The 23596-nt window shown below is 51.8% G+C and carries 17 protein-coding genes, 1 tRNA gene and 1 pseudogene; 3 read left to right on the top strand and 16 right to left on the bottom strand.

Going from position 1 to position 23596, the window contains the following annotated elements; all coding sequences use genetic code 11:
* The first annotated feature begins 589 nt into the window (after positions 1 to 589).
* The gene (locus tag BLQ99_RS14085) at positions 590 to 1543 is read left to right on the top strand and encodes a magnesium transporter CorA family protein (RefSeq protein WP_093692067.1); all 954 of its coding nucleotides are present in this window, start codon (positions 590 to 592) and stop codon (positions 1541 to 1543) included.
* A gap of 61 nt (positions 1544 to 1604) precedes the next feature.
* Here BLQ99_RS14085 and BLQ99_RS14080 read toward each other — a convergent pair whose 3' ends face one another.
* Entirely contained in the window at positions 1605 to 2372 is a 768-nt protein-coding gene (locus BLQ99_RS14080) for a polysaccharide deacetylase family protein (protein ID WP_093692065.1), read from the bottom strand.
* 194 nt (positions 2373 to 2566) lie between these two features.
* Here BLQ99_RS14080 and BLQ99_RS14075 point away from each other — a divergent pair, with 194 nt between their 5' ends.
* Together BLQ99_RS14075 and BLQ99_RS14070 are read left to right on the top strand one after the other, a co-directional pair.
* Positions 2567 to 3145, top strand: a complete 579-nt coding sequence (locus BLQ99_RS14075) for a nitroreductase family protein (protein ID WP_093692063.1) — start codon at positions 2567 to 2569, stop codon at positions 3143 to 3145.
* A gap of 310 nt (positions 3146 to 3455) precedes the next feature.
* Positions 3456 to 3800: a hypothetical protein gene (locus BLQ99_RS14070; protein ID WP_093692061.1), complete on the top strand. Its 345-nt coding sequence runs from the start codon at positions 3456 to 3458 to the stop codon at positions 3798 to 3800.
* On the opposite strand, the gene BLQ99_RS14065 is transcribed toward BLQ99_RS14070, so the two are convergent.
* The 15 genes and pseudogenes from BLQ99_RS14065 to BLQ99_RS13995 all read right to left on the bottom strand — a co-directional run bounded on the left by BLQ99_RS14065 (position 3792) and on the right by BLQ99_RS13995 (position 22924).
* Positions 3792 to 4535 (bottom strand): pseudouridine synthase, encoded by a 744-nt coding sequence (locus tag BLQ99_RS14065; protein WP_093692059.1) that lies wholly within the window; start codon positions 4533 to 4535, stop codon positions 3792 to 3794. The genes BLQ99_RS14070 and BLQ99_RS14065 overlap by 9 nt on opposite strands.
* A gap of 1 nt (position 4536) precedes the next feature.
* Positions 4537 to 5907 (bottom strand): RsmB/NOP family class I SAM-dependent RNA methyltransferase, encoded by a 1371-nt coding sequence (locus BLQ99_RS14060; protein WP_093692057.1) that lies wholly within the window; start codon positions 5905 to 5907, stop codon positions 4537 to 4539.
* Between the two features lie 162 nt (positions 5908 to 6069).
* A pseudogene (locus tag BLQ99_RS15225) lies at positions 6070 to 6660 on the bottom strand (bile acid:sodium symporter family protein); the annotation flags it as partial.
* Between the two features lie 12 nt (positions 6661 to 6672).
* Entirely contained in the window at positions 6673 to 7038 is a 366-nt protein-coding gene (locus tag BLQ99_RS15220; RefSeq protein ID WP_245690506.1) for a hypothetical protein, read from the bottom strand.
* Between the two features lie 240 nt (positions 7039 to 7278).
* Entirely contained in the window at positions 7279 to 8679 is a 1401-nt protein-coding gene (locus tag BLQ99_RS14050) for an FAD-binding oxidoreductase (RefSeq protein WP_093692055.1), read from the bottom strand.
* A gap of 97 nt (positions 8680 to 8776) precedes the next feature.
* Positions 8777 to 10051 carry a nickel pincer cofactor-dependent isomerase, group 22 gene (locus BLQ99_RS14045; protein ID WP_093692053.1) on the bottom strand — a complete coding sequence of 425 codons (1275 nt, stop codon included), beginning with the start codon at positions 10049 to 10051 and terminating at the stop codon, positions 8777 to 8779.
* Between the two features lie 33 nt (positions 10052 to 10084).
* Positions 10085 to 11548 (bottom strand): SLC13 family permease, encoded by a 1464-nt coding sequence (locus BLQ99_RS14040; RefSeq protein ID WP_093692051.1) that lies wholly within the window; start codon positions 11546 to 11548, stop codon positions 10085 to 10087.
* A gap of 244 nt (positions 11549 to 11792) precedes the next feature.
* Positions 11793 to 12521, bottom strand: coding sequence for a LytR/AlgR family response regulator transcription factor (locus tag BLQ99_RS14035; protein WP_093692049.1), 729 nt, complete (start codon positions 12519 to 12521; stop codon positions 11793 to 11795).
* Positions 12518 to 14200, bottom strand: coding sequence for a LytS/YhcK type 5TM receptor domain-containing protein (locus BLQ99_RS14030; protein WP_171904699.1), 1683 nt, complete (start codon positions 14198 to 14200; stop codon positions 12518 to 12520). The genes BLQ99_RS14035 and BLQ99_RS14030 overlap by 4 nt, the downstream gene beginning before the upstream one ends.
* 284 nt (positions 14201 to 14484) lie before the next feature.
* Positions 14485 to 16116: an FMN-binding glutamate synthase family protein gene (locus BLQ99_RS14025; protein WP_093692045.1), complete on the bottom strand. Its 1632-nt coding sequence runs from the start codon at positions 16114 to 16116 to the stop codon at positions 14485 to 14487.
* A 294-nt stretch (positions 16117 to 16410) separates the two neighbouring features.
* Positions 16411 to 18018, bottom strand: a complete 1608-nt coding sequence (locus tag BLQ99_RS14015) for a gamma-glutamyltransferase family protein (protein ID WP_093692041.1) — start codon at positions 18016 to 18018, stop codon at positions 16411 to 16413.
* Between the two features lie 45 nt (positions 18019 to 18063).
* Entirely contained in the window at positions 18064 to 19500 is a 1437-nt protein-coding gene (locus BLQ99_RS14010) for a YfcC family protein (RefSeq protein ID WP_093692039.1), read from the bottom strand.
* 270 nt (positions 19501 to 19770) lie between these two features.
* Positions 19771 to 20556: an NAD-dependent deacylase gene (locus BLQ99_RS14005; RefSeq protein WP_216093676.1), complete on the bottom strand. Its 786-nt coding sequence runs from the start codon at positions 20554 to 20556 to the stop codon at positions 19771 to 19773.
* Between the two features lie 632 nt (positions 20557 to 21188).
* Positions 21189 to 22262, bottom strand: a complete 1074-nt coding sequence (locus tag BLQ99_RS14000) for a Fic family protein (protein ID WP_093692037.1) — start codon at positions 22260 to 22262, stop codon at positions 21189 to 21191.
* A gap of 586 nt (positions 22263 to 22848) precedes the next feature.
* Positions 22849 to 22924, bottom strand: a tRNA-Ala gene (locus BLQ99_RS13995).
* Between the last annotated feature and the right edge of the window lie 672 nt (positions 22925 to 23596).

The raw sequence follows: 23596 nt of genomic DNA, 5'->3' as shown, positions 1-23596 counted from the left end.
CAGGTCCGCCTCCTACACCACGGCGGCCTGCCCCGGATCACCCTTGGCGTAAGGGCTTCCGAATACCAAACACCGGAAGTAATTATACGCCAGACCGCACGAAAACGGAAGTACTGGGTTAAAAAGGAGTATTTATCAACCCTTCAACCTTAACATTGACTTTCGATGGCCGCGGTCAAGGACGCCTAACAGGCGAGCGTAGCTTTTATCCTTGACCGCGGCCAGAAGAAAGTCTAAAATCCAGACCTGGGTTGATTACAAAATACAACAAGTGTGACATTTTCATAGACCAATTTAGGTGACATTTTCACAGACTCTTGACACTAATCTCCGCTTGGGAAATTTTATACCAGCCCTTATGTTGCGCGGTTATTTTTATCCTTTCTATTGACTATTATAATATATAGGATTATAGTTTAAGTAAACAGATAAAAAAACCTGGGCAGGTGAGAAAAATGGATGTAGACCGACCTAGTTCATCGCCACGATTATTTTTACAACAAAAGAGGGGAAATATCCATTTTTCTTGCTTTTCTAAGTTTTAGAAACACAAGAATGGGTGTTTCCCCGCAAGAAAGGAGGAAACACCGTGCTCAAAATCTATAAAAGCAATTGTGAGACGCTGTACGAATTGGCACTTAGTTCGGCGCCGGTCAAGGGGGCATGGTATAACCTTATCAACCCCACGGCGGAAGAAATCGACGCCGTTGCGGCCGCTACCAATCTACCGCATGACATTATTAAGGCGGCGCTGGACGAGGAAGAACGTTCCCGCGTGGAAATTGAGGATAACTATGTACTAGTAATTACCAACATTCCCATTATGCGGGGCAAAGACATGTACGATACGCTGCCGCTCGGCATTATTATCACCGCTGACTACTTCATCACGGTCTGCCTGGAGCCAAACGACGTCCTGGCCTGCTTCAACAGTTCCACCGCCAAAACCTTCAGCACCTTTAAAAAGACGCGGTTCCTGTTCCAAATCCTGTACAAGTCGGCGACGCTGTATCTTAAATTTCTCGAGCAAATCAACCGCCGCTCCGACGATATTGAGCTGCAGCTCCGGCGGTCGATGCAAAACCAGGAATTTTTCCAACTTCTGGAATTGCAAAAAGGTCTCACTTATTTCACCGCGTCGCTGCGCTCCAACGGCATCGTTCTGGAAAAGCTGCTGCGCCTGCGCAGCAATACCCAACTGCAGCACCTGATTAAAATGTATGAAGAGGACGAAGACCTGCTGGAAGACGTCATCATTGAAAACAAGCAGGCTATCGAAATGGTCGAAATGTACGGCAACATCCTCAGCAGCATGATGGACGCCTTTGCTTCCATTATCTCTAACAACCTGAACATAGTTATGAAGTTTCTCGCGGCCATGACCATCTTGCTGGCCATACCAACCGTAATTGCCAGTTTCTGGGGGATGAACGTCAATGTGCCCTTTAGCGAAAGCGCCTATGGCTTCCTCTATGTTTTCCTCTTGGCGACAACCATTACCGGCATCAGTGCTTTTACCCTTTGGAAAAAAGGCATGTTTTAAGACATGGCGGGCAATATAAAAGCATCAGGACTGACAATAGCGGTCCTGATGCTTTTGCTTTTCACTCCACCCGCCCCCGTTTGGCCATAATCGTCCAAATATCGCCGTCAAAACTGAACAAGGGGATGCGCCGCAAGGCAAAGGGGTGCGTTTTCTTGGAGCTTTTGCCGTGAAGGGTGGTAAATCCGGCAATATAGCCGTTCTCTTCGGCCAGTTTAATCGTATCGTAGTTATAGCTGCCCTTGGGGTAGGCGATAGAGCGCACCGGTTGGCCAAGCAAGTCCTCGAGGTCAAACTTGGAGAGGGCCAGCTCCTGCTGAATTTCCGGCACCGGCAGGTCACCCAGGCTGCGGTGGCTGACGGTATGGGAGCCAAAGGACATGCCCGCGCCGGCCATCTCCCTGATCTGAGCGCCCGACAGCCGCTCCGGCTGACCGATCATCCCGGTAATGATAAAAAAGGCGGCCTGCATATTGTATCGCTGCAAAAGCGGAAAAGCTTGCTCGTAGTTATCCCGGTATCCGTCGTCGAAGGTGATGAGGAGCGGTTTATCAGGCAGTTCGACATTGCGGTCCTGGAGAAATGCTTCAAACTGCTCAAGGGTAATTGTCCGGTAGCCGGCGCCGGCCAGTTCGGCCAGATCGGCGGCGAACCGCTCGGGCGTAACGGTGAGGTGGCCGCGGGTATGGCCTACCCGGTGATAAAGCAAGACGGGAATTTCCTGGTTGGCGGCGCCGCTGCCGGTAGGCATCTGCATAACAAGTTCCAGGGCGCTCGTTACCGCGACCGTTGTGGCGAACAGTTTCAAAAATTGTCGACGTGTCAGCAATTGTTTTCTCTCCCAAAAATATGGCCATAATATTCCAAAAAGCAGTTCGCCTGCCGCTACCGGTTTTCCTGCCGAACGTCTGCTTGCCGCTCCAAAAGTACCGGCGGACGGCTCAAGCGCGGCCGGCGACACGGCGGCAGGAGATTCGTACATCTTGTGGAAAAAACAAACAAAATGTTTAAGGAGGAAACCGCATGGATATTTACGACGTCATCAAACAGCGGCGCAGCATCCGCAAATACAAAGCCGACATGGTTCCCAGAGAACTGGTACTGAAAGTGCTCGCTGCCGCCAACTGGGCGCCGTCGGGCATGAATGAGCAGTCATGGGAATTTCTCGTCGTGGGCGGCAGTAAGCTGGACGAGCTTCGCGACGTGTGCCGTGAGGTAATAAACTTGCGCCTGCCGCCGGAAGCCGAACGGACCGAGCAGCAAAAAGCTTTTGCCCACTGGTACAGCACTCTTGGCGGTGCCCCGCTGGCGGTGGTGCAATGCTGCCCCCGGGAGAGCGACCCCGCCCGCCGCAAGATGGTGTTGGAAAGCATGGCTGCCGCTTTCCAAAACCTCCTCCTCGCCGCGACGGCCGAAGGTCTTGGCACCTGCTGGATGACCGGCCCGTTGGCCAAACAGGATAAGCTGCACGCCATTCTCGACATCCCCGAAAGCAAAGAAATCGTCGCCGTCACCCCGCTGGGTTACCCGGCCGAAACACCGGCGCCGGTACCCCGCAAAGACCCCGAGCTCAAAGAAAAAGTCCGGTTTATCGGTCTATAGGCTAAAGTACAAGGCGCCATGCGAAACATGGCGCCTTGGATGTTCGGGTATTTTTAGGGCAGGCTGTCGACAACTTCCATAACGTACTGGCTGTTTTCCTCCTGGCCTACCATCTGGTCAGGCCGATGCGTCATATTGTCTTTGTTTTGCTGTTTTTTCCCGTCCACAAGCATACCTCCACAACTTAATTAAAACCTCCTTATTAGCCTGTCAATTCCCTGCCGTACCTATACGGGCCGTTATCTGGCAAAAATTCCCGAAGGTAGCCTCTGCTCTCAGCCCGTATTCGGCCTAGTGAAAGGTGGTCGCCATGGCCTTAACACTCGTTTATTTTCTCGTCGGTTCCGTCCTTTTGGCCCTGCTTGTTTCCTGGCAGGTAAAGCATGTCGCCGCCGATTGGCTGTCCATCGCCAAATTTTACTTGTACTCCTTGCCCATTTTGTTTCTTGCCAACACCGCCCTCGCCCTGGGCTACGCCCGTGCCCACGCTTTTTGGCAAAACCTCACAGCCGCCGTCGCCGGCCAAACGCTTATCTATTATCTATTTCTCCTCTTCTTTTCGATCGTCATCCTCGGCGATAATGTATCGATCGGGCGGTCGCTTGTCGGTATCGGCTTTATGGTCGCCGGAATCTATATCCTAAAATTAAGTTAGTGCCGCTGGCCGTCCGTCGATCTTCGCCAGTTCGCCCGCGGTCAACTCCCGGTACTCGCCGGGAGCTAATTTTTCGTCCAAAACCAACGCCCCCATGGCCAGCCGCTTTAGGTAAGTAACCGTTTTCCCCCGGGCGGCAAACATCCGCTTGACTTGGTGGAACTTTCCCTCGTATATGACCAGTTCGATCTCCGACACCGGACCGCTGCGCACAATGGTCAGCTCGGCCGGCAGCGTCCGGTAGCCGTCGTCAAGGATCACGCCGTCCTGGAAGGCCATCCGATCCGCATCCGTTACTTCCCCTTTCACCCGGGCATAATAGCGCTTAGGCACATGCTTCTTCGGCGAGAGCAGCCGGTGGGCCAGCTGACCGTCGTTGGTCAATAGCAGCAGTCCCTCGGTATCCTTATCCAGTCTGCCGACGGGGAAGGGGGCAAAAGCCTTATGCTCGGGGCGCAGCAGGTCGACCACCACTTTGCCGGCCGCGTCCTCGGTGGCCGATAGCACGCCCTGCGGCTTATTCATCATTAAATAAATATATTCACGGTAATGGATAGGCTCGCCATCCACTTCGATGCAATCCTGCCAGGGAAAAACATGCAGCTCCGGGTCGCGGGCAACCGCACCGTTGACGGTAACACGCTCGGCCTTTACCATTTTTTTAATTTCCCGCCGTGAGCCATAACCCAAATGGGCCAGCACTTTATCCAACCGCTGCCGCTCTTTACCGGCCATCTTATCCTTCCTCCCCGTCCTCCCAGCGCCAGCCGGGAGGATATTCGTTTTTCAGCCAGCCGCCGGCGCCCTTAGCCCACCCCAGGGCAAAGCCATCCACCGCCACCAGATGCCAGCCGGCCGGCCAATCCCGTTCATCCGCTTGGACGGTCTCGCCGCGCAAATAGCGGACGGCGGCATACCGCCCCGCTTCATCCCGGGCCGTAAAGTCACAGCGCTGCCGGGCTTCGGCAACGGCCGGCTCTGGCAAGCCAAGCGCCAGCGCTTGGCTGGGGCGAAACCGCCCCTTTTCCAGCGTGCCGAGCAGCCAGCCGGAGCGCAAGATCCTTAACCCTTTTAGGCCGGGAAGAGCAGCGCTTTCCCACAGGACATGGCCGGCCCGCTCCACGACCGTGCCGCCCTCCGGCAGCCACGCTTCCCAGGCGTCGGCCTGTCCCCATACCTGACGGGCAAAGTCAGCCAGCGCCTGCCGCACCGCCGGTGCAAGCGGCGGCCGCCGGGGCGATGCCGGCACAGGCTCGTCCCCGGACGTCTGCCGGTGGACCAATTTGGCCACAAAATGCCCTTCACCCCGTACCTTATGCGGCCACAGCCGTTCACTGCCTTCCAGAGCGAAATCCGGATGGCCGGCGAGAAAACGGCCAAGCTGCTTTTCGTTTTCTTCGGGCGAGAAGGTGCATGTTGAGTATACAACCGTGCCGCCAGGGCGCAGCATGGCCGGTACATGGCGAAGGATGTCCGCCTGCCAGGCGGCGTATTTGGCCACCGCCTGCTCGCTCCATGTCCGGACCATGTCCGGGTCTTTGCGGAACATGCCTTCCCCGGAGCAGGGGGCGTCGACCAAAATTTTATCAAAAAAGCCGGCGAAGACACGGGCCAAACGGTCAGGCGTTTCATTACAAACCACGGCGTTGACGGCGCCGCACCGCTCGAGATTTTTTAGCAGCGCCTTCGCCCGTTGCGGATGAATGTCGTTGGCAACGAGCAGCCCTTGCCGCGCCAATTGACCAGCAAGCTGCACCGACTTGCCGCCCGGAGCGGCGCACAGGTCGAGCACCCGCTCTCCCGGCTGAGGCGCCAGCATCTGGGCCGGCAGCATGGCGCTCGGTTCCTGAATATAATACAGTCCGGCGTAAAAGTAGGGGTGTTTGGCCGGACGCACGGCGGCATCGTCGTAATAAAAGCCGTCCGGACACCATGGCACCGGTTCGACGGCAAACGGCAGCAACGCGCGCAGCTTTGCCGCCGTCACTTTCAGGCTGTTCGCCCGGAGCCCCGCCGCCCGCGGCAGTTCATAGCTCTGAAGAAAAGCGGCGAATTCGCCGCCCAGCAGGTCCTGCATTTTTTCCAGAAAAGCCTGCGGTAATTTCATCTATCTCCATCCTTTGCGGCAGCAATATTGTCACTCTCCATCAATTCCCTGCCGGTTACCCACGCTCCTGCTTCCTTTTATTATTCCGCTGCCACCGCCCCGATTATAGCCTTAACCTAATGGTGCGCCGCTTTGCCCTGGCGAGAGCCTTTCCCAGCGGGTTTATTCTGACCGGCACAGGCGGTCAAACCGGGCAAACAAGTAAGGAATAATGGTAGCCAGCGGCTGCTGATACAGCATAAACAGCGTCACCGGCACCGCCACCGCCAGCGGAAAGTACGTCAGCGCCACCACCAGACCAAAAGCGATATTGCGCAGGCCCACATTGTAAATCATCGCCATCACTATGTCCCGTGACCGCGCCCGGAGGGCAAAGGAACCGAGAAAACCTACCGCATAGGCGGCGGTCACCAGCAGCAGGCTGACCAGCAGCATTTTTAGCAGCGTCAGGCTCCACTCCATTGCCGGGGCCACCAGCGAGGCGTTAATGAAGACAACGAGAAAAAAAGCCACTTTTGCACTGCAGCCACCAACCGTTTTGGAAAATTGGGCAAACCTTCCGCCGCCCGCATCATGGAGGGCCATGCCCGCCAGACTGGGGATGGTAATCATCCCCATCAGCTCCAATACCATGCCGGTAAAATCGTAAGCGAGCGCCTGTCCGGCGACGGCCTTGAAAAACAGCGGATACAACACCGGCGCCGCCAGCGTATCAAGGGTGACCGCCACCAGCGACACGGCGAGATTGCCCTTTGTAAGCGATGTTCAGATTATCGACGTTACGCCAATAGGAATAGACGCGCCGATAAGATAGCCCAGACGGAGCTGGGCGTCATCGGGATAAAAAAGCTGACCCGCCCCCCACGCCACCAGCGGTGTAACCACATGGACAAGAACAAGCACCCATAGCGGCACCCAGGGCCGGCTGAGGACGCGAAAAAACTGACGAAAACTGATGCCAATGGATGTAACGAATGTCATATACGCAAAAAGGCCAATGACCGCCCCTTTAACAGCCGGTCCGGCCGGCAGCTTCACACTAAAGCCAAGCCCCAGCGCCAATAGCACCAGTAAAAACATCCGCCGGGCCAACCACTCGTTCCACCGGCTAAACCGTTCCTGCATGCTCATGTTTCCTCGCCCCTTGTTGCCATGTCTGCTACATTGTATTACCGCTGCCTCTCGTCGGGCACCCCACAGCCTGGCCTTGTTTTTGCCCGCGTGGTTTTGTTCGGGTATATGCGGTACACGCTCTCACTGGCATGAGTAAGGTAGCTTAGCGGCGGGAGACTATTGCCGCACAAGGTTAAAACCCGCCATACCGGGCCCACATTAAAATAAGCGGGCGCTTTATGCGCCCGCTTCGCATTTTCATACATCGAAAATTTTGCCCGGGTTGAGAATAAGATTGGGGTCCAGAGCCTTTTTAATCGCCCGCATCATCTCGAGTTCCACCGGATCGGTAAATTCTTGCATAAGCTGTTTGCGTTTGTAACCAATGCCGTGTTCGCCGGACAACTTGCCGCCCAGCCGGTATACGCACTTATATAGCTCGTGCTGGAAAGCGTCGAGCTTGGCATCCCATTCCCCATCCGGCATGTCGCCTTTCAAGATATTCAGGTGGATGTTGCCGTCGCCGGCATGGCTGGCCGTCCGGGTCGCCAGGCCGTATTTTTCGCTTAAGACGGCAATTTCGCGCATCATCGCCGGGATCTGGTCAACCGGTACGACAATGTCTTCCTTGGCCTGAATGAGGCTTTCGTGCCGAACGGCCTCGGCGAACGACTTGCGCGCCCGCCAAATCTTTTTGGGGTCGGCCACCAAAACGCTCATCGCGCCGTGCTCGGTGCACAGCTCGTCCAAAAGCACGCTCTTGTTGTCCAGGTCGTCTTCGTTTTCGCCTTCGACCTGAACGATAACATAATGGCCGTTTTCGCTATGGGGGAGCTTTTCATTGAGGAAGCGCTCAACGCTCCGAATGGTGATATTGTCCATGAACTCCACACAGGTAGGCGTTATCCCGGCTTTGATAAGTTTGGGCACCAGGCCGATGGCCGTATCAATGTCCGGAAATACGGCCAGCAGATCGACGACATGCTGGGGCAGAGGCATAAGTTTGAGCGTTATCTTGGTGATAATGCCCAGCGTGCCCTCTGAGCCAATGATCAGCTGGTCCAGGCGGTAACCGGTAGTTACCTTTTCCAGGCGGCCGCCTAACGTTACAATATCGCCGCGGGGCGTTACCACCTCGATGGCATAAACCTGGTCGCGGGTCGTTCCGTATTTTACCGCCCGGTTGCCGCCGGCGTTGGTGGCAACGTTGCCGCCGATAAAGCAGCTGTCGCCGCTGCACGGGTCGCCCGCGTAGAACAGTCCGGCCTCGCGGGCGGCGTTTTGCACGTCATCGGTGCGAATGCCCGGCTCGACAACCATATACAAGCTGTCGGTATTTAGCTCCAGTATGCTGTTCATGCGTTCAAGACTGAGGACAATGCCGCCGTGCACCGGTACGGCGCCGCAGGCTAGCCCTGTGCCCGCACCGCGGGGTACGATGGGAATAAGCTCACGGTTGGCCAGTTTGACAATTTCGGCAATCTCCTGTGCCGTCCGCGGCAGGACGACTACTTCCGGCATATGGTGGTAGCGGCTGTCGGTAACCTCGTCATGGCTGTAGGGGAGCATTTTCTCTTCGTCGGTGATGACATATTTGTCACCGACAATATGTTTGAGCGCCTCAACTACGGCTGGGGTAACTTTGTTGTACTGGATCATGGCTTCGTACCTCCCTATTATTTCAAAATTACTATTTCAATTCAGTGCGCCAGTCCACAGCAGGCAAATATAAACGCCGCCTTTAGCGTCCGTATAGCTAACAATGAGCTGTCCGGCCAATCCGTGGCTGCAGGTTGCCATCGCCGTCAAACCAGATTTCTTCCGGCTCGCCGATCAATTCGATGCCCGGCCGCGCCGCCAGCTCAGGAATGAGCGCTTCGGATACCAGACACTCGGTTAAAAACAAAGTATTGGGAATGATCACCATCCGCAGTTTTTCCGGCGGAATGCTGCTTAGGCTGTACAGCGCCGCCTCGAACAGTTTTTCCTCGGTGTCAAAGTACATGGGAATGGCCGCCCGCACGACAAACGTACTGGTCAGACAATTTAAATAGGTATTGTGTCGGTCCATTTTGTCCACCAGCTTCTTGGTGACAAAATCGGCCAGACCGATGCCGGTAGCGTTGCCATGGGATTCGTGCGACAAATCGAGGACGGCAATGCGCTTGATGAAAGGTTTTTCCGGTTCAGGCACGCCCTGAATGCGCGCCCTGCCGATGATATTGGTATCAATGCCGGTACCGCTGTAGTTCTTGCCCATCTCTTCTATAACCAGCAAATCAAGGTTATCCGCCGGCAAGGCCGGCATAAGGCTTTTAGAATAGGCCAGCAGTTCGCTTTCTTCGGCAATCATGCCCGCCGGCGCTACGGCGCGGATGAGGGCAGTTTCTTCGTAGGCATTTTCGATTATCGCCAGCCCGCCCACAATGGGCAGTTTCGCCAGCAGCACCTCGCCGATTTCGACCAGCAGCCGGGGCAGTTCCGCACTGCCGAACCCATGAAACTGCTGGGCGCCCAGCGGGCCGCCGAGACCGACGACCAGCTTCTTGATCAGGCCGCTCTCCACTTTCCCCTTAAACGAGGTGTGGGTTTTTACCCGGTTGATAACCAGAATGCCGTCAACTTCCCGGGCGGATTTCAGGATATAGGCCGGAATACCTTCGTGGGTATGACCAATTACTTCGTTCACCGCGCAGGGAATAATCCGCGCCCCTATATTCGTTTCGGTTATGCCAAGCCCCGCCAGCACCTCCATCTGACCGGCCTCAGTTCCGCCGCCATGGCTGCCCATCGCCGCCAGCAGTACGGGCTTGGCGCCCAGCGACCGAACGTGCTCAACGGCCGTCTTGAGAATAGGCAGGATGTTCTGGATACCACGGCTACCGACGGTAATGCCAACAGTTTGTCCCGGTTTTATCCGGTCTTTCAGCTTCAGCTTAACCAGCTCAGCTGCCGCTACGGCGCTAGCATCGTCTACCCGCGGCCGGGCAAAAATCTGCTTTATGCGCACCATTTTCGGCAATTTTGCCATATTAACCGCTCCTTCCCTAACCAATATATTACATTATAGCAGGCCAATCCACTTCCACCAGGTAAAGGCGGTAACAATCCACAGTCCCCAGATGATAAGCCCCAGCACGACCGACGACTTGATTTGTTCGGTAACGGTATAATAACCTGTGCCAAACATGATGATGTTGCCCATGGTATTAAAGGGAAGAAAGAGAGCATAAGCCATCATAATCGCCAGCGGCAACACAAAGGCTACGACATTGAAGCCCAATGTCTGGGCAAGACCGATATAGATGGGAATCATCACCCCGGCCATGGCCGTTGTCGTTGACCAGATGACATGGCTGAAGATGCTGAAACCGATCAAAATGATGAGCAGCGGCATCATGGGGATATTCTGGAGTCCCAGGGTGGCCAACAGCGTTTTTATCAGCCATTCGAAAGCCTTGGTCTTCATCAAGGCCCCGCTTAGGGTCAGCACGCCGCCGAAATAGACAAACAGCTCCCACGGCAACGATTTTTCCGTTTCCTTCCACTCCAGAACGCCAATCTTCGGGATAAATATAAGCAACGAAACCAGGAAAGCCACCATCGTGGAGTTAAATTTATGAAAGATATCTGTAGACCATAGGACAAGGGCGACCAAAAAGTAGAAAATGGCTTTCTTTTCCCGGGCGGACATCGGCCCCATGGCGGCAAGTTCCTGCTTGATATAATCAACGCCGCCAGGCAGTGCCGTCACTTCCGGCGGAAACATCTTGAGCAGCAGCCGGCCCGTAAGATACAAAATAATAATGTTGGTCGGCACCGCCGCCAACGCCCAATAGCTCCAGGTGGTATACAGCGATGCTCCCGCCGCGGCCGCAATCATGCCGACCGCCACGGGGTTGGGAATGGTGCCGGTAAGAAAGGCTGACCCGGTGATATTTGAAGTAAAGGTACCGGCCAACATTAGGGCTTTGCCGAAATTGCTCCGCCCGGGTACGGCCTGGTAGGCTTCGGCAATGCCTTCCATGATGGGCAGCATGGCGGCGGTGCGGGCAGTATTCGACGGCGTTAGCGGGGCGATTATAAAGTTGGCCAGCATGGAAGCATAAACCGCCCCCGCCGGTGTGCGCCCCCAAATGCGCATCATGTGCAGCGCCAACCGTTTGGCTACCCCTGATTTGGTCATGGCGATAGAAATGACAAAACCGGTCACTAACAGCCACAGCGACGACGAGGCAAAGCCACCTACGGCGAAATCAGCATTGCGGATGAGCTGCCCTGCCTTGTCCAGTTTGCCGTCAGGATTGCCGACCCAAAAATATAATAATGTGATAATGGCAAAGGTGCTTACGGCAAAATTGATGCCGATAGTTATCCAGGCAACCACCGCCCCGCCGAAGATCGCCAGCAATTTATGCTGGGTAACGGTCATGGTCGCCGGGGTAGGGATTGCCCAAATGGCAAGTCCGGTTAAAATTGCGGCAATTAAGCCATACTTTTTGCCCCATTCCTCAAAACGGTTGGCCATGCAACTATTCCCCCATAGTCCGATTTTTGCCGGAGCGGCGTCCCTCCACTTAACCGGAATCTGCCGGTCGGAATTAAGACGTCCCCTGCTAGTCCGGCTTTACTTTTGATGGTATTGCGAATATTTAATTTAGTACATCATTTTTTGACGAGCGCCACAAAATCGGGACTAAACCACACAAAAGGCGATACAAAAAACCACAAGCATACGACAGTCCGTCGGCTTGTGGTTTTGCCCCTTGTTATTAAAACTGAATGTATTCTTTGAGCTTTTTGGCATAAATGCGGCCCACCGGCACCTCTACCTCTTCCTTGCCCGCGAGGGTCAGCATATAGCCGCGGTGAAACCACGCAGCAAGCTGTTTGATCCGGTCGACATTGACAATATAGTTGCGGTGGCAGCGAAAAAACTGGCGCCCGTCCAATATTTCCTCGTATTCCTGTAAAGAATGTTTTGCTGTATATTTCTCCCCGTCAACAGTCTGAATATAGACCATACGGTTCTTGGCGTAGATGACCTGAATCCGATCCACATCAATAACTTCAAGCCTGTCCCGCCCCTCAACGCACAGTTTGCGAAAGTGTCGCGGCGCTTGGGAAAACGTTGGCCGTACGCGCATAAGCCGCCGCATAACTTTCTCAATATCCTGCTCGTCAAAGGGTTTTAGAATATAGTGCAGGGCATTGACTTCAAACGCTTCGACGGCGAACTCGCTAAAGGCGGTGACGAAAACCACGTGCGGGGGGTCTTTCAGGCCGGACAGGCGGCGGGCTACTTCCAGGCCGCTGAGCCCCGGCATCCGGATATCCAAGAAAACGGCGTCAGGTTTCATTGAGCCAACCATGGCCAGCGCATCTTCGCCGTTGTAACAAACGCCGACAACCTCGGCCACCCCTTGTTCTTCCAGCAGGTATTTCAGTTCGCGGCACATAATTTCTTCGTCGTCCACGATGAGAACTTTCAGCTTATTCACGCCACCACTCCCGCTCGTGCCTCAGGCAGACGGACAATAACCCGCGTGCCCTCTTTTTCGGCACTCTCAATACGCAGGCCATATTTATTTCCATAAAGTATTTGTAGTCGTTTATGGACATTGTATAGGCCAATCCCGCCGCCCGCTTCTCTTTTCGCCGCCGCAAATCCTACACCGTCGTCTTCGACCGCAATACATAAGTCGTCTTGGTCTTTCCACGCGCGGAGAATAACTGTGCCGCCGGTTTTTTTCGGTGATACACCATGTTTTACGGCGTTTTCCACCAGTGGCTGGAGCGAAAACACCGGCACCCGGCAGTCTAAAAGTTCTTCCGGGATATGTTCGAAAAATCTCAGCCTGTCCTGGAACCGCTCGCGCTGAATCCGAACATAAATACGAACGGTTTCCAGTTCTTCCCGCAGACTTGTTATTTCCTCTTCCCGGTTCAAGACCCTGCGCAAAAAATCGGATAAGTCCTTAATCAGGGCTCGGGCCGTACCTGGATCTATCCGAGTCATCGCTCTGATAGTGCCCAGTGTGTTAAACAAAAAGTGGGGATTAATCTGGGCTTTAAGCATATTGTACTCCGCCTGGGCAAGCAGCATTTGCTGCTCGACAAGTTTGCGTTGGGCCAATTGAAGGCTCAGAAAATCGGCAATACCCCGGATCAGCTCGGCTTCATAGGAAGAAATAACCTCATTGTCGGTTTTGTACAGCTTAATGGCGCCAACGAGCTCATCACTGACAATGAGCGGCACAGCTACTACGGCCGTAAGCTGGCATCCCTTGGTAGGACAGCCTACTTCATTTTTATTATTGATGATTATTGTCCGGCGGTCCTTAATGGCTTGTTTCGTGGCCTCTGTCAAAATTGGCTGGCCGGGCCGATGATGATCGGCGCCTGCGCCGACAAAGGCGAGCACTTTTTCCGTATCAGTGATCGCCACCGCGGCCGCGTTTGTTTCACGGTAAATGATCCGGGCCACATTGCCGGCAGTGTCCCTGTTCAACCCTTTGTGCATAAAGCCGCTGGTCTGCTGCAGCATGCGAATGGCCTGTTGGGCCGACCGGGCCTGGGCTTTCTCCTGCTCGGCAAACACGTCGCGGACAATATATATGAAAAGCCCCACTGCCAGGCTGTTCGCGATAATGGTCGGGAGCGCAATGACTTTTTCCAGCTCCCAGGCCGCGGAAAAAGGCTTAGAAAGGGTTAAAACCAGGACCTTGAGCACCAGTTCGCAGAGCACGGCCGTCGCCAACGCTACCTTTAAGTTGATACGCTGCGCCCCGCATTTTTTGCGAACCATCCCGCTAATGCAGCCGGCGGCAATATTAGCCAGTACCGCCGCCCACATCGTGAAGCCGCCCATAAAGTAGCGGGGGATGGCGCCGATAATGCCGGCGCCGATGCCTGCCAGCGGCCCGCCCAATAGTCCTCCGGCCACCGGGCCGACGATACGGGTATTGGCAAACGAACCCATTACCGGAATGCCGATCCAGTTGCCGAAAGCGGAAAAAGCCCCAAATACCATCGCCAATATTAATCTGTCGAACAACCGGTATTCCGATGCCGTTAGAGCGCGGCGAATGGAAGGAAGCCGGGTAGTCAGGTACGCCCCTATCCCGACCAGAGCAACATTCCGGACAATATCCCACAGCAGCGGTCCGATATCAGGCAAAGCTACCACCTCGCCTGCCCTTCTTTATTTTTGCCGGACGTCAATTTTCACCATTGTTCGGAGCAACGATACATTTTCCGCCAGACATGTCAGTTGAACCGGACAAAAACAACCATGATTTTATATTTTCGCAAAATATGTGATTTGTCCTGCCTCACCGCTCCTCACTCGGCCATTTCGAAAACGGAGTTGGTGATTTTCATCAAGACAGCAAAAGAGGGACTACCTGCTCCGGGTAGTCCCTCGAATATTTATCGCTATTTTTTATAACGGGTAACTAACAATTAAGAATTAAGGATCTTATACGCGCTTTCGTTCTGAATGTCCGTAATATAGGGAAGTTTTGTTTCCCTCTCGGTTTCACGGTTGGCGGCGGCTATATCAAACCTTGAAATTGCCGCAACTGTAAACTTTCTTGCCCCTGCCATTAACTGCTGAAGCCCGGCAGCCAGTTTATCGGCAAGTGTCCACATTGCAATCGCGCCATAAGGGATATTCTTCATTTCGTCTTTACCAACTTTCTTCTGCACATCATAGTAGCCGGCAAATATTTCCTGTGGCGACGACCCATATTCTTTGAAGCTTGGCGGCAAATTATCCCAATTTCCGCTTACTTTTGCTTTGCGCTCAGGGTGTAAGGCGCCCTCCACATTGGAACCCAAAAAGCCCGGAATCATCAACGCCCTGCCCATACAAACAAGTTTCACATATGGCGCCCCCAGGGCGAGAGCCTTAAATATGTGGTCCTCCCGCGCAAGACCGCCGGCAAAAGCAAGATCTACTACTTTTTTGCCCTTGCTGGCCAACACCGTAGCATATTCATAGGCCTTGGCATGCAACAGGACGGCAGGTACACCCCAAGTTTCCATCATATTCCACGGGCTCATTCCGGTCCCGCCGCCGGAACCGTCTATCGTCAATAAATCCAATTTGGCATCGGTGGCAAATTTCATCGCCATTGCCAGCGCCTCCATACCGTAAGCACCTGTTTTTAGTGTAATCCGCTTGTATCCAAGATCCCTTAAATACTGGATGTTATTCATAAAGTCTTCCTGGACCTGCTCTACCGACGACATGTTGGTATAGCCAAGCCGGCTATGTCGCGCAAAGGTTCTGATCGCCCCGTGTTTAAAAGCTTCCTGAACTTCAGGCAGTGTCGGATCGGGATCGACAACATATCCCCGCTCTTTTAAAAAGATAGCGTAATCAAGATCTTTAACCTGAATCTCGCCGCCAATATCTTTAGCGCCTTGACCCCATTTAAGCTCGAGTACAACCTTGTCACCATATTTATCTATGATGTATTCGGCAACACCATTTCTGGTATCCTCGACATTCATCTGAACGATAATTGCCCCATATCCATCATAATAGCGTAAATAACAATTTATCCGCCGATCAAGCTCGGGCGCTTCGGTTATCTTACCATTAGAAATGACCGATGCCTTGTCAACACCGACAACGTTTTCACCAACGACAATCGGAATCCCCACCAAAGCCGCTCCTATAGCAAAAGACTCCCAATACTTGGCGGCAATAAAGGTTGAGCCAAGCGCGCCGGTCATAAGCGGCATTCTGCATCTTGTTTTTACCTCGCTGCCAAATTCACTCTCCAGATTTACATTAGGGAAAATACAATCGTCGGGAGAATTGGAAAGACCCGGTGGCAGGCCCTGAGCGCCATAGTTGTAACCTTGAATCCTAATTGAATTGTAAGACACGCCGACATGAGTCGTGTTACCGCTACCCGCCGTTACGACGCCAAAGTCACGGGGATATAGCAACTTTCTCCCCCGGATGCTGGACAACCAAGTCTCGCACTTTCCCTGACAATCTGCCCGGCAAAGAGTACACAGTCCTGACTCTACGGGATTGCCCCTATTGGTAGTCCCCAAAACATCGTTAACTTTATTCATTTTCCGCCTCTCTCCTTGGAAAAAATGTAATCATTATATAATATAGCAATACTTTTGCCCTCTGTCTATAAACACAATTAATGTTTTTTGTATACTTCCCAAATACTTCCGGAAATTCCAACTTGACAAAGCATTTTGTAACCCTTGCAAAAGACCCAGCCTCGCGGTAAACGACCCTGCTTGACAACAACAAACCGGCGCCACCTTGCCATAATAGTTTTCACCACCAAGCCAGCGCCCATGCTGGGCGCACATATAAGGCCTGCAATATTCAATATTGCAGGCCTTTATTATTTACCACGCAGCCACTACGCCGTCGGCCCGCGGCTCGGTGCCCCCGGTTAGCACTCCTTGGTCATTTCGCCAGATAATTTGACCGCGTCCCATAGTATGATTGCCTACGGTGCGCTTAATATTATGGCCCATACGCTGCAGCGCCTCGGCCAAATACTCGGGAAAAGCGTGCTCAATTTCGATGGTTGTTCCTTCGGTCCACTGCCAACGCGGCGCATCAAGCGCGGCCTGTGGATTAAGGCCAAAATCAACCGTATTCATAACAACCTGAACATGTCCCTGCGGCTGCACGAAGCCGCCCATGACGCCAAAAGGTCCTACCGCTTTTCCGTCTTTGGTTAAAAAGCCTGGAATAATAGTATGATAGGGTTTCTTGCCTGGCTCAATACAGTTGTCATGCGTCGGATCAAGGGAAAAGTTATTGCCCCGGTTATGCAGACTTATGCCTGTTCCCGGAACGACCAACCCGGAGCCGAAGCCCATATAGTTGCTCTGGATATACGAAACCATATTGCCTTCACCGTCAGCGGTGGCAAGATAGACCGTGCCGCCCTTCGGCGGTTGTCCGGGCGCAGGTGTAAGCGCCTTATCGGTAATTAGTTTTCTTCTTTCGGCCGCATAAGCGTCAGACAGCAGGTCTTCCACCCTTACTTTCATTCTGGCCGGGTCTGTTATATACTTCATACCATCGGCAAAGGCCAGCTTGATAGCTTCAAACTGCTTATGGTAGGTATCGACCGCTTCTTTCGCCGCAAAATCAAAGCCTTTAAGGATGTTCAAGGCCATCAAGGCTACCAGGCCGTGCCCATTGGGCGGGATTTCCCAGACATCATAGCCCCGGTAATTGACTTTTATGGGCTCTACCCATTCTGGCCGATAAGCGGCTAAATCTTCTTGCCGCAAGTAACCGCCATACCGCCGGGAAAAGGCATCAATTTTTTCGGCCAGCTCGCCCCGGTAAAACGCCTCGGCTTGTGTTTCGGCAATCAGCTGCAGCGTCCGGGCGTGATCAGGACTACGCCAAATTTCCCCGGCCGCTGGCGCCCGTCCTGCCGGCGCAAAAGTCTCAAACCAATATTTAAATTCTTCCCCCGGCAGCGCTTTGTAGCGGTCGACCCCCAGCTGCCAGAGCTTGCTGATCACCGGCGACACGGGATAACCGGTTTCCGCATACTCGATCGCAGGCCGCAGCACCTCGGTGAGTGGTAGCTTGCCAAACTTTCGGGATAGTTCCGCCCAGGCCGACGGCGCTCCCGGAACGGTAACCGGTATCCAGCCAAACGCCGGCATTTTTTCGTAACCGCCTTTTCTAATAATATCGGCCGATATCCCCCGCGGGGCCGGGCCGCTGGCATTGAGCCCATGCAGCTGCCCTTGCGTCCAAACTAAGGCAAAGGCATCGCCGCCTATCCCGTTCGAAGTGGACTCGACCACGGTAAGGCAAGCAGCCGTCGCAATCGCCGCGTCAATCGCATTGCCCCCGCGCTTGAGCATATCCAGACCGGCCTGGGCCGCTAACGGCTGAGTTGTGGCCACCATCCCTTTTCTGGCATACACCACGCTCCGGCGTGAAGGATAGGGATTATATAAAGCATCGTATTGCACCATAGTTTCTCCCCCTTATATTTGCCTGTTGAAACCGGTATTGCCGGACTAGCCTTGCCACCCGATCATCTGCAATACCGTTATCGCCACTGCTCCCAGCAGCAGCTGAACTGCCAGGACCGGCAAAAACCATTTGGCGTAACGGTCAAAGGGAATTCCGGCAATCCCCAGACAAGCCATTAATGTACCGGCCGTGGGCGCAATACAGTTGGCGAAGCCGTCGCCGAACTGGAAGGCCTGAACTGCCACCTGCCGGGTTATACCGGTAAGGTCGGCCAAAGGAACCATAAGCGGCATTACGGTCACCGCCTGCCCCGAGCCGGACGGAATAATAAAGTTGACGATAATATTGACCACATACATCATATTCGCGCCAAGCACCGGTCCCATACTGCCAATCGGCAAAGAAAGATAGTGGACAATGGTATCAATGATTTTCCCCTCCACCATTACCACCGAAATGGCGCGCGCCATGCCTACCACGCATGCCGCAAACACGATGGAATTGAGACCTCTTACAAAGGCCTTACAGGTGCCGTTAACGCCAAGCCCCCCGGTTAAACCACCCGCAACACCCATCATCAGGAAGGCTATCGAGAAATGACTTATCCCCCAATTGAGCTTCATCGAACCGTAGATAATGGCTCCAAATCCGACTAATACAATTAAGGTTACCAGTTTATGCCGAAGAGTAAATTCACCCACTTCGCCAAAACCGTTTATAGTTGACGCCGCCGGACGGTCCAGGCCGTAAGTCAGGCTCTTGGTCGGGTCTTGCTTAATCTGTTTACAGTATAAATAAAGAAAAGCAATGATTATGACGACATTGAACAGGTGGAAGAATACGCGCATCCAGAGCCCGGAAAAGAGCGGCAGTTCGGCGATACTTTGGGCAATACCAACGGTTGATACATTGGCCCAGCCAACATTAAACCCGGCATAAGCCCCCAAATAAATCATCCCCAGCCCTACCGCCTCATCATAACCAAGCGCTTTCGAAAGCATAAGCCCCAACGGCATAAGCGCCACCACCGAGTTAGCCAGCACGCCGATGGCACCGCCAAATGAGGTAATAAGCGTTACAATGGCAAGGGCATACATTTCTTTGCCCTTGAGATTAGACACCAGCCGGGTCATACCTGCACCGATCACACCGGTTTCTTCCAGAATTTTAATTGCTGCGCCGATGAAGAATATCATAAAAATCAGATTGGCTGCTTGCTCCCAGCCCTTAACAACAGCGGCAAATATATCAAAAATACCTTGGGGATTAGCAGGAACGGTATGGAACGTTCCGGCAACAACTTTTGTCATCCCGCCTTGTTTAACCCGTTGATATTCGCCGGCAGGAATAATCCAGGTCAAAGCGGCTAAAAGAACAACAAAACCAAACATTAAGGCGTAGACATGCAGCTCTTCCGATTGTTTCTTTTCCGGTTTTGGCGCTATATTGCCGGACTGCGTTGGTAAAACTTTGTCTGTCATAACACCCCTCCCATTGCTAAAAAAATTTGTTAACTTTTGGTGTTAACGTGGTTTTAAAAGCCACCTCCTCGGTCAATTTACAACCAATGTCTACTACAAATAAACTCGCATTTAATTATAGCATGTTATCATGAAAAAATTACCAATTTTGTAAATAAATTTAGTCACAAACCTTTTGCTTATAGGCGGCTCCTAAATTAAAATCCGGAACAAGACTGTGGTTAGTCCTATTCCGGATCCTTTCAATTTCGTAAAACTTATGGCGTAAAACTATGGACGCAAGATTAGTTCCTTTAACCGCACCAACACTTCTCCTGCTTTTTCCCGTATTAGCCAGGCCGCTGCATCATCCAGCAGCGTGCTATCACTATTAATGATAAGCAGTTTAGCGCCCTGTTCGACTGCCAATTGGGGCAGGTAATTAGCCGGACTGACAACAAGCGACGAGCCGATGACCACAAAAAAATCCGCTTTACGGCTCCACCGGACAGCCTCATTCCAAGCGTTGTCGGGCAGCGGCTCGCCGAACAAAACAACATCAGGCCGTAGCTGCCCTTGGCACCGGGGACAATAACACTCGCTCCCATGACGGTAGCGCCCTGCTTTATAATCTTCTTCCCAAGTATTATTATGGGGTAACATTTGTCGGCTGTCATATTGGCTGCCGCATTCTGTGCAGCTTACTGTTCGTAACGTACCGTGGAGTTCTGCAACCCCTTGCGAACCAGCCCGCTGATGCAGCCCGTCGACATTTTGTGTAACCAGCCTTGTTACAAAGCCGGCTTGCTCTAGTTCCGCCAGCGCCAAATGCCCAGGGTTTGGCCGCACTTCCCACAGGCGGGCAATCCGCCATTGATAAAAAAAGTAAAACTCGTCAGGCTTAGCCTTCAGTGCCGCCAAGGTGGCGAGCGTTTCCGGCCGGTCTTCCCATAAACCCTGTTTAGAGCGAAAGTCCGGCAACCCCGACTCGGTGCTCATGCCGGCGCCGGTAAAGACAACAATATTGTCGGCACTGCGCCAGGCTGCGGCAATTTCTCCAAGAACTTCTTGGTCCACAGTCGTTCCCCCCTTTGCAATTCGATGCTATGCTAACGCTATATAAAAATATAATACAATAAAAGGCTGCGCCAAGTGCAGCGCCAGCTCATTTTGCCCTTTGAACCAGCCGCGGCCGGTATACTGTGAGTAGTGAGGCGATTGGGGAAAGGATGGTATGTATGCTCGAACGCAAGCAGATTATCCGGATTATCCGGATTATCCGGCATCTCCCCAAGGTGGTGCATCGCGCGATGCCGAACGATACCTCGACCGCCTTGAGGGCCAACCCAGGCCAGAATTGTCGCTGCCTTGCGCGCGCTGGCCATTGACCCTTATGGTGTTTATGGCAATAAACTGCACAGTTAAAATTACAATTTGGCATAAAAAAAGCAATTGCCAACACCAAAATAATCCCCTTCCATGAAGTCGACAAAACCCACACGGGAAGGGAACAAACGGATGTTGTCAATGCCTACGCGTTTTTTCGCTTAATGAGCATTGCACCTGCACAGATAAAGAAATTGATACCCTATCGTCGTCGATACTACCACTGAAAAAACGGCCAACGAAAATGCACGAAAGGTTTTCTAGGATTTTGCGCCCATTCTCCCGGCAAAAATACGGGAAGTTATTTGCGCTGCACAACAAACCTATTTTTGCATACCGGCTTGGCGCACAACTTCAAACAAGCGCGTATTTAAAAAGATTTTTTCCTTGCCGATCTTTTGCGACACCAAAAAACCCTTTTCTTCTAGCGCCGCCAAATACCCGGAAGCGGTTTTCCGCGAAACGTTAAGCCCCCTTTCGATATATGGAATCTTAGTGTAAAATTCATAAAACAATAAATCTATCAATTCCCTTGAATAAATTTTGGGAAGTGCCTGTTTAACGTCTTCAGCTGTTTTCTCCATCACACTATTTATCTGCTTTATCAGTAATAATGTCTCCTCGGCGGTCTGCTCCACCCCTTCCAGCATAAACAGCACCCATTCTTCCCAATTTCCCTTTGTCCTGACCTCTTGCAGTAATCTATAATATGCCGATTTGTTCCGGATAATATATTTGCTGAGATAAAGGATAGGACTATCCAGCAACTCTTTTAAGACAAGATACAAGACATTTATTATCCGGCCTGTCCGGCCATTGCCGTCATAAAACGGATGTATCATTTCAAACTGATAATGGACAACAGCTAACTTAACGAGCGGATCAATGTTATCAAAATCGTCGTTTATGTACTGCTCAAGATTAGCCAAAAAGAATAATATTTCCTTTTCGCCACTTGGCGGAGTATATACCACTTCCCCAGTAGCGGCATTTTTCAGCACGGTACCCGGAAGCTTTCTTATCCCGGCCCGGTTATTTTCGATCAACTGCTGAATTTCAATGATCATGTTGGTTGTCAGGAGTTGTTTTTCCTTCACCAGTTTATAGCCATGCCAAAGCGCGGTTCTATAGTTTACCACCTCTTTTGCCGCCGGGTTGTTATAATTCTCAAGCGACATCGCTTTAAACAGTTCGTCATGCGTGGTAATAATATTTTCGATTTCGGAGCTATCTTTGGCTTCGTTAATAGTTACAGCGTTAATAAGAATATTTTTATTTGGTATCATATCGGCAAACCCTTTAAGCTCCGCCAACGCCCTATGCGACCTTGCCAGTTGCTTTAACACCGTCTTGGTTTCAAGCTCCGCTTCTGGCGGTAAAAGCTTTACTTGATCCATACAGCTTCACCTCTCTATTACCATTATATACCAGGTAACGTTCTATCTCAATAAAATATGAGTAAAAAAACAAAAAAATTACCCATGTTACAAGAACATGAGTAACTTCTTCCCGTGTTTCTATTCTGTAAGCCAAATCACAAAATTTTTTAACGATTAAACAAACAAGATAGCCCCCCAAAAAACTCAATAGGCTGCTCAAACGAGCGGCCTAGTAAACATTCTTACCTATCATCGCTGCTGCCTACACCTGGGTAATGCCATAGGGTTAAAAAAGCGATCCAGCCTTAAAAACCGACCAGTAGCACAATTTAAAGTCGCCGGAAAACTAGGCCATGCTCAAACTTCAACAACCATGAATATTTACTCCCACCTTCTAAAATCAGCCGAACAGGAAACCGCTGACAAAATGGCGGCCATCCTGCAGCAGACAATAGAACAAGCCAAAATAAAAAGCAGGCATAACTAGCCTGCTTAAGTTTTTTATTGGTCTTTATTGGCACTTGTTTTTAAGTAATTGTCACTAAACTGTCACCAATTTAACATAACAAAAGGCTCCGCGATACCCACGAAGCCTTGATTTTCCTGGTGGAGACGATGGGATTCGAACCCACGACCTCATGAATGCGAACCATGCGCTCTCCCAACTGAGCTACGCCCCCACACACTCAAGCTAGATAATACCTATATCCATGACCATTTTTCAATTCAAAATCAAACATACATTCCCAAAGAACCATGTACTCTCCCTTCCTAAGTCTTAATATACCAAACATAATATATTTATACAAGCAGGTTTTTTTTTAAAAATCACTACAAACACCTTCCCCAAACACAATACCGTCGCCTGTCGTGCCAGGTACCCGGCTTTGGATTCTCAAAATTTACCCCCTTGCTTTTAACAGGGATTGTCGACATAATAACAACATAAGTTAACAACAAACCCCTTCGTGACTCTGTATACCAGGTATAGAGCAATTTAACATAAGCTGTGTTATCGGACATAACAAACAACACCATGAACGAAAACAAGCAAAATGTCCACATTCTACGATACAAAAACAGGCAAAATCATATGCCTGGCTGTTGGTTTTATGCATGAATATATGTTTTAAATATGCAGAATCAATGCATAAATATAATGAACAAAACTGTTGCCAGGCGTTTTCTAATGTTAGGTAATCTACCTTTAAAACCGTTCTAAAACAGGAAGGGAAATTGTTTCCCTCTAGACCGCATAGCAAGCCCTACAGCAGGTTTTTTGTCACAGGTAGGTATGATACCCTTAACCCTGCTTTTTTTGTGGTAAAATCATTATTTTTATCATTATAAAC

The sequence above is a fragment of the Sporolituus thermophilus DSM 23256 genome (assembly GCF_900102435.1).
GTDB lineage: Bacteria > Bacillota > Negativicutes > Sporomusales > Thermosinaceae > Thermosinus > Thermosinus thermophilus.
Note: the sequence above shows the minus strand (reverse complement) of the source record. Positions and strands in the feature narration are given on the sequence as shown.

What these genes read in the sequence shown, in the direction of transcription:
- BLQ99_RS14075 (WP_093692063.1), top strand. Translation starts at nt 2,567, where the DNA reads ATGGATATTTACGACGTCATCAAACAGCGGCGCAGCATCCGCAAATAC.
- BLQ99_RS14070 (WP_093692061.1), top strand. Translation starts at nt 3,456, where the DNA reads ATGGCCTTAACACTCGTTTATTTTCTCGTCGGTTCCGTCCTTTTGGCC.
- BLQ99_RS14065 (WP_093692059.1), bottom strand. Translation starts at nt 4,535, where the DNA reads ATGGCCGGTAAAGAGCGGCAGCGGTTGGATAAAGTGCTGGCCCATTTG.
- BLQ99_RS14060 (WP_093692057.1), bottom strand. Translation starts at nt 5,907, where the DNA reads ATGAAATTACCGCAGGCTTTTCTGGAAAAAATGCAGGACCTGCTGGGC.
- BLQ99_RS15220 (WP_245690506.1), bottom strand. Translation starts at nt 7,038, where the DNA reads ATGAGCATGCAGGAACGGTTTAGCCGGTGGAACGAGTGGTTGGCCCGG.
- BLQ99_RS14050 (WP_093692055.1), bottom strand. Translation starts at nt 8,679, where the DNA reads ATGATCCAGTACAACAAAGTTACCCCAGCCGTAGTTGAGGCGCTCAAA.
- BLQ99_RS14045 (WP_093692053.1), bottom strand. Translation starts at nt 10,051, where the DNA reads ATGGCAAAATTGCCGAAAATGGTGCGCATAAAGCAGATTTTTGCCCGG.
- BLQ99_RS14040 (WP_093692051.1), bottom strand. Translation starts at nt 11,548, where the DNA reads ATGGCCAACCGTTTTGAGGAATGGGGCAAAAAGTATGGCTTAATTGCC.
- BLQ99_RS14025 (WP_093692045.1), bottom strand. Translation starts at nt 16,116, where the DNA reads ATGAATAAAGTTAACGATGTTTTGGGGACTACCAATAGGGGCAATCCC.
- BLQ99_RS14015 (WP_093692041.1), bottom strand. Translation starts at nt 18,018, where the DNA reads ATGGTGCAATACGATGCTTTATATAATCCCTATCCTTCACGCCGGAGC.
- BLQ99_RS14010 (WP_093692039.1), bottom strand. Translation starts at nt 19,500, where the DNA reads ATGACAGACAAAGTTTTACCAACGCAGTCCGGCAATATAGCGCCAAAA.
- BLQ99_RS14000 (WP_093692037.1), bottom strand. Translation starts at nt 22,262, where the DNA reads ATGGATCAAGTAAAGCTTTTACCGCCAGAAGCGGAGCTTGAAACCAAG.